This window comes from Oleiphilus sp. HI0132, assembly GCF_001635845.1.
Genome location: NZ_LWGJ01001586.1, coordinates 1 through 1326, shown reverse-complemented (window position 1 = coordinate 1326; position 1326 = coordinate 1). Strand labels below are relative to the sequence as shown.

The following is a 1326-nucleotide window of genomic DNA, read 5'->3' as shown; positions in this document are numbered from 1 at the left end:
GCCTTCACGCAGGCGACCTATTGCTTAGCGAGTTTGGTCAATTGCTCCAAACAAAAGTACGTCGAGATAACCTAGCCGCAAAGCTGATCGATAAGGAAAATAGCTTCGCCTATAGAAGAGGGCTGGCAGGAAGAGTCGGTGGTGGGAAGTTTACTATACTTCTATCCAACTGCTCACTCCCCCAAGCCAGGCTCTACGTTGAAAGGTTAATGCGAGATTTCGAAGCCATCAAAATAAAGTCAAGCGATGGAAAGTGGCTAAATTCGAGCATCAGCGTCGGAGTTGTACATATTTTGCCTAATGAAGACTTTAATTCTGCCTGGAAGAGAGCAAGCAAAAAGCTACTGCTTGCGAAATCAAAAGGTAGTGCGCAGCTTTCGTTCTCCTAGACGACTAAATACTCAGCCACGGAAATAAAGCTTTTAACCGCTCCCCCTCCATTGACTGCATTAGCTCAACATTACGCTCTGGAATTTTTTCAGGGTTATCATAACTTTCTAGCGCATACTCCAAAGATTGCTCTCTAATTATGTGAAAAACCGGATAGGGAGCGCGATTTGTTAAGTTCGATTTATCATCCGGTTCGGTACCTTCAAACTGGTAATCCGGGTGAAAACTTGCCAACTGAAATACACCTTCGTAACCTTCTGAAACCAAAATTGAATTCGCATCCGACAGGCATGCTAAGTAAGAATAAAAGTCACTCAAGCCATTTGGGATAACAAGCAGAGTCGTTTCAATAGCCAGATTACTATCATTATCTAGAAACCTTAACTCTGCCAACAAGCGTTCAAGTATTGAGTCATAAGAGCTCCCAGTGTCGATCGCGATTCGGACACGTTCGTCTTCGTAGGGTTTGCGAGCAAACGGACACAAGTTAAGGCCGATTACCACTCGCTCCAGCCAAGCAACAACTTCTGACTCTACATGGCCAAGGGATAGCTCATTAGACATCTTTAAACACCTTTCCTGAAACATTTCATATTAAAGCGAGAATTTATCGGTCATCTTATCTAAGGTCGGCCCAGCAATGACGCCTCGCTCTGTAACGATATAATCGACCAAGCTCGCGGGCGTCACATCGAAGACCGGATTAAGTGCCTGTACGTTAGCCTCTGAAACTTGTTGTCCACTGAAACACTTAAGCTCATCGGAATCACGCATTTCAATCTCTATAGACGCACCGTTTTTCGATGCCATATCAACCGTACTGCTAGGCGCAACGACCATTACCTTTGCGCCATGGTACCTTGCCTGAATCGCCAAAGAGTAGGTGCCAATCTTGTTTACAACATCTCCGTTAGCTGCAATCCTGTCTGCACCAAC

2 protein-coding genes and 1 pseudogene are annotated in these 1326 nt (G+C 45.0%); 1 reads left to right on the top strand and 2 read right to left on the bottom strand.

The window, feature by feature from the left end; genetic code table 11:
* A partial coding sequence (locus A3766_RS24500; protein ID WP_231882982.1) for a diguanylate cyclase domain-containing protein occupies nucleotides 1-389 on the top strand: 389 nt, incomplete at its 5' end.
* Nucleotides 390-393: 4 nt separating this feature from the next.
* On the opposite strand, the gene A3766_RS24495 is transcribed toward A3766_RS24500, so the two are convergent.
* Together A3766_RS24495 and A3766_RS24490 are read right to left on the bottom strand one after the other, a co-directional pair.
* Nucleotides 394-954, bottom strand: coding sequence for a DUF1415 domain-containing protein (locus tag A3766_RS24495; RefSeq protein ID WP_068506406.1), 561 nt, complete (start codon nucleotides 952-954; stop codon nucleotides 394-396).
* A gap of 30 nt (nucleotides 955-984) precedes the next feature.
* Nucleotides 985-1326: pseudogene (locus A3766_RS24490) on the bottom strand (S-methyl-5-thioribose-1-phosphate isomerase); the annotation flags it as partial.

Bases quoted from the DNA above. Each gene is read 5' to 3' on its own strand.
- A3766_RS24495 (WP_068506406.1), bottom strand. From the start codon at position 954: ATGTCTAATGAGCTATCCCTTGGCCATGTAGAGTCAGAAGTTGTTGCT.